The sequence below is a fragment of the Brevundimonas sp. genome (assembly GCF_029946145.1).
In the GTDB taxonomy this organism is placed as follows: domain Bacteria; phylum Pseudomonadota; class Alphaproteobacteria; order Caulobacterales; family Caulobacteraceae; genus Brevundimonas.
Genome location: NZ_JAQSDY010000001.1, coordinates 64,996 through 73,145, shown reverse-complemented (window position 1 = coordinate 73,145; position 8,150 = coordinate 64,996). Strand labels below are relative to the sequence as shown.

Annotated in this window: 7 protein-coding genes; 3 read left to right on the top strand and 4 right to left on the bottom strand. The window is 68.3% G+C overall.

Annotation, left to right across the window (positions count from 1 at the left end):
• Positions 1-299: 299 nt before the first annotated feature.
• Both PSV23_RS00355 and PSV23_RS00350 read left to right on the top strand, forming a co-directional pair.
• Positions 300-1,205: an SDR family NAD(P)-dependent oxidoreductase gene (locus PSV23_RS00355; RefSeq protein WP_300465466.1), complete on the top strand. Its 906-nt coding sequence runs from the start codon at positions 300-302 to the stop codon at positions 1,203-1,205.
• A gap of 108 nt (positions 1,206-1,313) precedes the next feature.
• A complete protein-coding gene (locus tag PSV23_RS00350; protein WP_300465464.1) occupies positions 1,314-2,516 on the top strand; it encodes an acetyl-CoA C-acyltransferase in 1,203 nt (400 codons plus the stop codon).
• On the opposite strand, the gene PSV23_RS00345 is transcribed toward PSV23_RS00350, so the two are convergent.
• The gene (locus PSV23_RS00345) at positions 2,510-3,292 is read right to left on the bottom strand and encodes a YafY family protein (RefSeq protein WP_300465462.1); all 783 of its coding nucleotides are present in this window, start codon (positions 3,290-3,292) and stop codon (positions 2,510-2,512) included. The two genes, PSV23_RS00350 and PSV23_RS00345, sit on opposite strands and share 7 nt — an antisense overlap.
• Positions 3,293-3,393: 101 nt before the next feature.
• On the opposite strand from PSV23_RS00345, the gene PSV23_RS00340 reads away from it, so the two are divergent.
• Positions 3,394-4,008 carry a glutathione S-transferase family protein gene (locus tag PSV23_RS00340; protein WP_300465460.1) on the top strand — a complete coding sequence of 205 codons (615 nt, stop codon included), beginning with the start codon at positions 3,394-3,396 and terminating at the stop codon, positions 4,006-4,008.
• On the opposite strand, the gene PSV23_RS00335 is transcribed toward PSV23_RS00340, so the two are convergent.
• From PSV23_RS00335 to otsB, 3 genes are read right to left on the bottom strand one after another with little or no spacing between them, the layout of a single operon-like run.
• Positions 3,996-5,435, bottom strand: coding sequence for a trehalose-6-phosphate synthase (locus tag PSV23_RS00335; protein ID WP_300465459.1), 1,440 nt, complete (start codon positions 5,433-5,435; stop codon positions 3,996-3,998). The two genes, PSV23_RS00340 and PSV23_RS00335, sit on opposite strands and share 13 nt — an antisense overlap.
• 55 nt (positions 5,436-5,490) lie before the next feature.
• A complete protein-coding gene (locus tag PSV23_RS00330; RefSeq protein WP_300465457.1) occupies positions 5,491-7,275 on the bottom strand; it encodes a glycoside hydrolase family 15 protein in 1,785 nt (594 codons plus the stop codon).
• The gene (gene otsB, locus PSV23_RS00325; protein ID WP_300465455.1) at positions 7,272-8,063 is read right to left on the bottom strand and encodes a trehalose-phosphatase; all 792 of its coding nucleotides are present in this window, start codon (positions 8,061-8,063) and stop codon (positions 7,272-7,274) included. The genes PSV23_RS00330 and otsB overlap by 4 nt, the downstream gene beginning before the upstream one ends.
• Positions 8,064-8,150: the final 87 nt, after the last annotated feature.

Genomic DNA, 8,150 nt, shown 5'->3' with positions numbered 1-8,150 from the left:
AGCCGGCGTCAATCGCCCCATACCAGCCGTTCGGCTCAGCCGCCGCAGCACCGGCTGCAAGCAGCCCCGCCGTCGCGACGCTGGCGAAAAGTTTCACCTTCATCATATCCCTCATGCTCGTTGTTTGCCCGAAGTCCCCATCTATACGGGGCGCTCCCGAGGCCGAACGACAATGTACGGTCGTGGTTCCCGATTCTGGCTACGATTGCGGCGACTGTGGCGCCGTTTCAACACATTGGCCCGGGGGCTTTCCCAAAACGAAACGCTCTGCCAGGAAGAAACCGGTGCAGGAGCGCGACATGGCGATTGAGTTTGAGGGCCGGGTGGCCATTGTCACGGGGGCCGGCGGCGGTCTGGGGCGGGAGCATGCCCTGGCTCTGGCCAAACGCGGCGCAAAAGTGGTGGTCAACGACCTCGGCGGCGCGCGCGACGGCTCGGGCGGCTCCGCCACGGCGGCCGAGTCGGTCGTGGCCGAGATTCGGGCCGCGGGCGGCGAGGCGATCGCTAATGCGGCCTCGGTGACCGACGCCACTGCGGTCGACGCCATGGTCCAGGCCGCCATGGCGCAATGGGGTCGGGTCGACATCCTGGTCAACAACGCCGGCGTGCTGCGCGACAAGACCTTCGCCAAGATGGAGCTGGAGGATTTCCGCTTCGTCGTCGACGTCCACCTGATGGGCGCGGTCAACTGCACCAAGGCGGTGTGGGACATCATGCGGGACGCGAACTATGGCCGCATCGTCATGACCACCTCGTCGTCGGGCCTGTACGGCAATTTCGGCCAGTCCAACTATGGCGCGGCCAAGATGGCGCTGGTCGGCCTGATGCAGACCCTGTCGATCGAGGGCGCGAAGAATGACATCCGCGTCAACTGCCTGGCCCCGACGGCTCACACGCGCATGACCGAGGATCTGGGCGCGCGGCTGCCGCTGGACCTGCTGGGACCCGACACGGTTTCCCCGGGCCTGCTGTATCTGGTCAGCGAGGACGCCCCCAGCCGCTGCATCCTGACGGCCGGCGCCGGCGGCTTCGAGCGCGCCTATGTGACCCTGACCCAGGGCATTCGCGCCGTCGGCGACGACGCGCCGGAACAGGTGGCCGCCCGTTTCGCCGAAATCTCGGACCGTGCCGGCGAGATCGTTCCCGAGATGGGCGCGGCCCAGGGCATGATCGAACTGACCAAGGCGCAGCAAGCCCGGGGCTGACCTCTTGCCTTGACCCCACGGCAAGCGCCTAGGGTTTCGACACCACCCGCGCTCAGAGCAGCGAGCGACCGCGTCGCGAGCGTAGCGCCCAAGGAAGGAAGATCGCAGATGCGCGAAGCCGTCATAGTCTCCACCGCCCGCACCCCCATCGGGCGCGCCTATCGCGGCGCGTTCAACGACACACAGGCGCAGCAGCTGGGCGCCCACGCCGTGCGCCACGCCGTGGCCCGGTCCGGCGTCGATCCGGCCGAGATCGAGGATGTGGTCATGGGCGCGGCCCTGCAGCAGGGCTCGACCGGCACCAATGTCGCCCGCCAGATCGCCCTGGCCGCCGGCTTGCCGGTCACCACGGCGGGCATGAGCCTGGACCGTCAGTGCGCGTCGGGCCTGATGGCGATCGCCACGGCCGCGAAACAGGTTGTGCACGATGGTCAGGTGGTCGCCGTCGGCGGCGGACTCGAAAGCGTTTCGCTGGTGCAGAACCAGAACATGAACCTGCACCGGCTGCGCGATCCCGACCTGATCAAGCTACAGCCCCACGTCTATATGTCGATGCTGGAGACCGCCGAGGTCGTGGCCGCCCGCTACGGGATCAGCCGCGAGGCCCAGGACGAATACGCCCTGCAGTCCCAGCAGCGCACCGCCGCCGCACAGGCCGCCGGCCGCCTGGACGCGGAGATCGTGCCCATGACCACGACCATGCTGGTCATGGACAAGGCCACCGGCCAGACCTCATCGAAAGAGGTGACCCTGTCGAAGGACGAGGGCAACCGGGCCGACACGACGCTAGAAGGCCTGTCGTCGCTGAAGCCGGTCTTCGGCGGCGGCGAGGAAATCACAGAGGGCCGGTTCATCACGGCCGGCAATGCGTCACAGCTGTCGGACGGCGCCTCGGCCAGCGTCATCATGGATGCGAAGGAGGCCGAACGCCGCGGCCTGCAGCCGCTGGGCGCGTATCGGGGAATGGCTGTGGCCGGCTGCGAGCCCGACGAAATGGGCATCGGTCCGGTCTTCGCCGTGCCGCGGCTGCTGGAGCGGCACGGGCTGACGGTCGACGACATCGGCATCTGGGAGCTGAACGAGGCCTTCGCGGTGCAGGCGCTTTACTGCCGCGACCGGCTGGGCATTCCAGACGAACTGCTCAACGTCTCGGGGGGCGCCATCTCCATCGGCCACCCCTACGGCATGTCAGGGGCGCGGATGACCGGCCATGTCCTGATCGAAGGCAAGCGGCGCGGCGCCAGATACGGTGTCGTCACCATGTGCATCGGCGGTGGCATGGGCGCCGCGGGACTGTTCGAGATCTACTGACAGGATCGGCCGCGCCCGCCCTCGGGGCGCGGCGCGGGACGACCTTTCGGCGGCGGACCGCCGGCCTCGGCGCATTGCGCCTCCCATTCAGCGCGCCGGGCCTCCATCAGGGCGAACCAGCGCGCGCGCAGCACGGCCGGGCGGCCCGGATAGCGGTCCTCCAGAAAGTCGACCTCCACCACCCGGTCGGTGCGGAAGGTGCGGAAGTCGTCGCGCGTCTCGCACCATCCGACCAGCAGGCGTTTAGTTTCCCGATAGCCGACCAGGCACGGCCAGATGATACGCAGCGTCTCCTGCCCCTGTTCGTCGGCGTAGTGCAGCCTCAGCTTGCGCCCGGCGTGGATGGCGGCGCGGACGCGGCCGAGGTCCAGGGTTTCGAGTTCGTGCTTCCACGCCGGCGGCGTCGCCACGGCCGGCTCCAGCAGCACCGGACGCAATTTATCCGGCACCGTCGCGGCAATCTTGGCGATCAGGTCGCGGGCGGCGCGGGCCAAGGCCGGGTCGCCGCGTCCCGCCACCCATTGCGCGCCCAGCACCGCCGCCTCGACCTCGTCTGAGGTCAGCATCAGCGGCGGCATGTCGAAACCGCCCTCCAGCACGTAGCCGATCCCGGCCTCGCCCCGGATCGGCACTCGCTGGGCCATCAGGGTGGCGATGTCGCGATAGATGGAGCGTTTCGACGTCTCCAGTTCGGCCGCGATGGCGTCGGCCGTCACCGGCTTCGACGACCGGCGCAGAACCTGGATGATCTGGAAGAGTCGGTCGGCGCGTCTCATTCTGCCACCCTGGATGACGACTGCTGACAGCATGCTGGCAGCAGGGTGGCAGTAGTCAAGACGGGTCGGCGGCGAAGGGCCGTCATCTCCGGGAGGTTCCAATGCTCACCCTGTTTCATGCGCCCCAGTCGCGTTCGGGCCGCATCGTCTGGCTGCTGGAGGAGATCGGCGCTGATTATGACATCCGCTACGTCGACATCTTCCGCGCCATGACCCTTACGGGCGTCCGCGATCCCGCCAATCTCCATCCCGACGGCAAGGTCCCGGCCCTGCTCCATGACGAGGCGCTGGTCACCGAATCGGCGGCCATCGCCCTTTACCTCACCGATCTGCATCCGGAAGCCAGCCTGGGCGCCGCCGTCGGCTCGCCCGATCGCGCCGCCTATGTCACCTGGCTGTCCTGGACGGCGGGCGAGATGGAACCGGCCTTCTGGGGCAAGATCAGCGGGACGGCCGAAACCGATCCGACCGCGAAGGCGCGCTACGACGCCGCGATCGCGCGCCTGCTGACCGCCCTGGCGACCGGGCCGTATCTCATGGGCGACCGGTTCACGGCCGTGGACGTGATGATCGCCTCGGCCCTGGCCTGGGGTCGAGAGTACGTCCCGGAGAGCGCCCTGATCGATGCGTATCTGGACCGGGCGCTGAACCGCACAGCCAATGCGCGGGCCATGGCGAAGGATGGCGTCCTGCCCGGGGCCGTTCAGGCCGCCTGATCGGAAGCCTTGGCGGCGGCCGCCCGGTCGCCGCCGTCCGCCGGGCATTCGATGGCCCGCAGGGTCGAGACGAAATCGTCGCGCCAGATCCCGACATCGGTATCGCGCACGACCTGCATCAGGCACTCCCACTTCCGCCTGCGCTCGGCCAGCGGCATGGTCAGCGCCCGTTTGATGGCGTCGGACAATTCCTCGCGGCTGAACGGATTGACCAGCAGGGCCTCGCCCATCTGTTCGGCGGCGCCGGCGAAGCGGGAGAGGACCAGCACGCCGGGATCGTCCGGGTTCTGGGCCGCGACATATTCCTTGGCCACCAGATTCATGCCGTCGCGCAGCGGCGTCACCAGTCCCACCCGGGCGGCGCGGTAGATCCCCGCCAGCTGGTCGCGGCGGTAGGTGCGGTTCAGATAGCGGATCGGCTGCCAGTCCATCTCGGCATAGGCGCCGTTGATGCGGCCCGCGAGGGCGTCCAGTCGGCCGCGGATGTCCTGGTAGGTGTCGACCTCATCGCGAGAGATCGGCGTGACTTGCAACAGCAGGACCTCGGCGCGCATCTGGGGATTGGTCTCGAGAAATTGCTCATAGCCGAGCAGCCGTTCTTCCAGCCCCTTGGAATAGTCGAGCCGATCCACGCCGACGATCAGCGACCGGAACGCCGCCGAGGCCGCCATCCGGTCATAGGTCCGGTTGCCCAGCGGGGAGTTTCGCGCCGCGATGAAGCCGTCGACGTCGATGCCGATCGGGAAGACGCCGGCCTGCACCGTCTTGCCGAAGGCCTCCAGCGCGTCGTTGGGCAACAGCTTTCCGTGCACGCTGGGCTCCGCCGCCACATAGTCGCGGAACAGATCCAGCCATTCGCGGGTCTGGAAGCCGATCAGGTCGTAGTCGAACACCGCCTCCACCAGCCGGCGATGGTGCGGCAGGGTGACCAGCAGCTGGCGCACCGGCCAGGGCGTATGCAGGAAGAAGCCGATCCGATTGCGGACCCCCAGCCGCCGCAGGTCCCGGGCCAGGGGGATCATGTGGTAGTCGTGGATCCAGATGATGTCGTCCGGCTCGATCAGCGGGGCCAGAACCTCGGCGAACCGGGCGTTGGTCCGTTCGTAGCCCTCGCCATAGGACCGTTCGTAGGCCGTCAGATCGACGCGGTGGTGGAACAGCGGCCAGAGGGTCTTGTTGGCGTATCCGTTGTAATATTCGTCGACGTCCTGGGCCTCCAGATCGACCAGGGCGACCGTGACGCCGGCGCGGTCCTCCATCTTCAGCTCGCCGGTAAAGTGTTCGACCGTCTCGCCTGACCAACCGAACCACAGCCCGTCGTATTTCTTGAGCGCCGCGGACAGCGCCATGGCCAGGCCCCCGGTCGAGCCGGCGGCGGGATCCCTGGGCGCGGACACGCGGTTGGAGACGACGATCAGGCGGCTCATGGGCGGGTAACGGCTTCGCTCGCCCGCAGGTCGCAACGCAATGTCGTGAGCGGGCTCATCGGGCATCCGTCCACGACCGGCTCAACAGCACCGCACAGTTGATGATGCCGACAAGGGAATAGGTCTGCGGATAGTTGCCCCACAGCTCTTTGTCGCCCAGCGACAGGTCCTCGGACAGCAGTCCCGCGTGGGTGCGGCGGCTGAGCATTTCCTCGAAAATCTCGCGCGCCTCCTCGGTCCGGCCATTCAGATAGAGGGCCTCGATGAACCAGAAGGTGCAGAAGTTGAACGCTGTCTCGGGCTCTCCGAAATCGTCGGGCTCGATATAGCGGAACAGGTAGGGACCCTTCTTCAGGTCGCGCTCGATCGCCTCGAACGTCTTGACCTGGCGCGGGTCCATCGGATCGAGGAAGCCGAGATCGGTGAGCTGAAGCAGCGAGGCGTCCAGCTCGCGGTTGCCGAAACTGGCGGCGAACCGCCCCTCCTCCTCGACGAAGGCCTCGCGCTCGATTCGCTCCCGGATGATGGCGGCCCGCTCCCGCCAGATCCCGGCTCGATCCGCCAGGCCCAGATGATCGGCCGCCTTGGCCAGCCGGTCGCAGGCGGCCCAGCACATGACCGAGGAATAGGTGTGCACCCGGGCGATGGTCCGGAACTCCCACAGGCCGGCGTCGACCTGGTCGTGCATGGCGAAGGCGCGGTCCCCGACCTTTTCGAGGGCGTGGAAATCGTCGATCGTGCCGGGCCGCAGCAGGCGCTGGTCGTAGAAGGCCTGGACCAGAGGCAGGACGATCTGTCCGTACACGTCGTGCTGCAGATGCTCGCGCGCCTGATTGCCGATTCGCACCGGCTTCATGCCGCGGTAGCCCTCGACGGTCTCGGTGATCCGCTCGTCGATATCCTCTTCCAGGCCCACGCCATAGACGGGCTGGACATGGCCGCCCGCGGAGGCGTCGACCAGATTGCGCAGATAGCCGAGATAGTTCTCCAGCAGATCGACCGCGCCCAGCCGGTTCAACGCCCGCACCACATAGTAGGCGTCGCGGATCCAGCAGTAGCGATAGTCCCAGTTGCGCCCGCTCTCGGGAAACTCGGGCACCGAGGTGGTCATGGCCGCGACGATGGCGCCGGTTTCCTCATAGGCGCAGAGCTTCAGCGTGATCGCGGCCCGGATCACCGCCTCCTGCCAGTCAAACGGAAGATACAGGGTGCGGACCCAGTCCTGCCAATAGGCCACGGTGCGGTCCAGCGCCGCCGAAACGCCGGGACCGACGTCCTGGTCGTAACCCTCGTCGGGTCCGAAGAAGAAAGCGTGCGGTCGCTCCAGTCGGAACACCCGCTCGTTGAGGATATGCGACACCGGGCAGTCGGTCGTGAGCCGGAAGGTCACGTCGGTGCACAGATAGCGGATGTGGTTCGAGCCGTTGGTGGTCCCGGCCCGGCGCGCGCCCCAGTCGGCGGACGGGCGCAGGCGCACGCGAATGCGCGGCGATCCGCTCAGCGGTCGCACGATCCGCCCGAACGCCAGGGGCCGGTAGGTGCGGCTGTGTTTCGGATGGCGCGGCGCGAAGTCGATGATCTCGACCGAGGCCCCGTCCGCGGCCGTGAGCACCGTGCGCAGGACGGGCGTGTTACGGATGTAGGCCTGCTCGACCGTCTGCAGCCCCTCCAGTTCAATGTCCCAGAAGCCGTGGTCCGGATCGAGGCCGTCCATCAGGGCCGAGAACACCGGGTCCCCGTCAACCCGCGGGGCGCAGGCCCAGACATAGCGGCCGTTGCGGTCGATCAGGGCGCTGATCGAGCAGTTCCCGACGGGGGCGAGGTCCAGGTTGGGGGTCATGGCGTCTCCTCGACGGCGTTCAGCCAGGCCAGCACGGCCGCCACGTCGGGCAAGCCGTAGCGGGCGGCGGTCTCCCGAACCGGGCCGACCAGAACGCCGAAGCCGCCCAGGGCCCCGGCGGCGCGGAAACCGTCCTCGTCCGTCAGATCGTCGCCCAGCATGACCGGAACGGATCCCGCGAACGGAGGCTCCTGCATGAAGGCGGTGAGGGCAGTGCCCTTGCTGGTTCCGGGCGTCTTCAACTCCACGACCAGATTGCCGGCCTGCAGGGTCAGGCCGGTTTCGCCGGCCAGCGTTTCGGCCAGCGCCACGGCCGCGGCCGCCTCCGTCGGCGCGCCGCGAAAATGCAGCCCCGCCGACACAGCCTTGTCCTCGACGATGACACCGGGCCGGGTGCGGGCGAAGCGCTCGAAGGCGGCCACTGCGTCGCGCACCCCCGGCGCGGCCTCGGCGCTGTGCAGTGAGCCGTCGGCGCGACGCCGTTCCAGCCCGTGCACGCCGGAGGCCGAGGCGGCGCTGGCCTCGGCGATGCGGTCGATCTCGGCGATGGTGCGGCCGCTGATGATGGCGACCCTTCCGTCCAGCCGCGCCGCCACGGCCCGGAGCGCCGCCGTCCGCTCCGGATGGGGCACGACGGCGTCGGGGGTTTCGGCCAGCGGGGCCAGCACGCCGTCCATGTCCAGGAACAGGGCCGGTCGGAGCAGGCGGACGGGGGGCGGCGGCAGCGGATGCGAAACGGCTTCGACCGGCGCGGGCGCGCCATCGGTGATCAGGTGTGAAGTCCGCATGGCCTCTTCTAACGCGATCCTGCGGCAAAGGTTGACCTCGAGCGCGTTTTTTCTCGCATCGCAGCAATCTGTGGAGCGCGCGTCGGC